1 pseudogene is annotated in these 347 nt (G+C 45.5%); it reads left to right on the forward strand.

Annotation, left to right across the window (positions count from 1 at the left end):
• Positions 1-347, forward strand: a pseudogene (locus AB4512_RS23610) (hypothetical protein); the annotation flags it as partial.

A 347-nucleotide genomic window follows, 5' to 3' on the forward strand; every position in this document is an offset into this window, starting at 1 on the left:
GGCATACAAGGTTTACAAACCGACCGCTTACGTCTCACCCACATCGAGTGATATTTGTAATAGCCAAGGCGCTAATGGTGTTTTCCTCACAAGCCTCAATGGTTCGAATAATAACAATGTTGGCGTGAAGGCTTTTGCGATTGATACATACAGCAGTCGTAGTGGCGGTACGCTTCCACCCATTCCAAAACCTAATCCAGCCGTGCCGCCTAAATCGAGTGAGTCGTGCATCAATGATAACTTCGCAGCAGTGGTTCCTCTGTTACAAAGTGGCTCGTTACTGGCGATTAAAAATACCGGAAGCTCGATATACTCACAGCAAGAACTCAAATTGCTAAGTGCTAATA

It is taken from the genome of Vibrio sp. 10N.222.52.B7, assembly GCF_041474275.1.
Lineage (GTDB): Bacteria > Pseudomonadota > Gammaproteobacteria > Enterobacterales > Vibrionaceae > Vibrio > Vibrio crassostreae_C.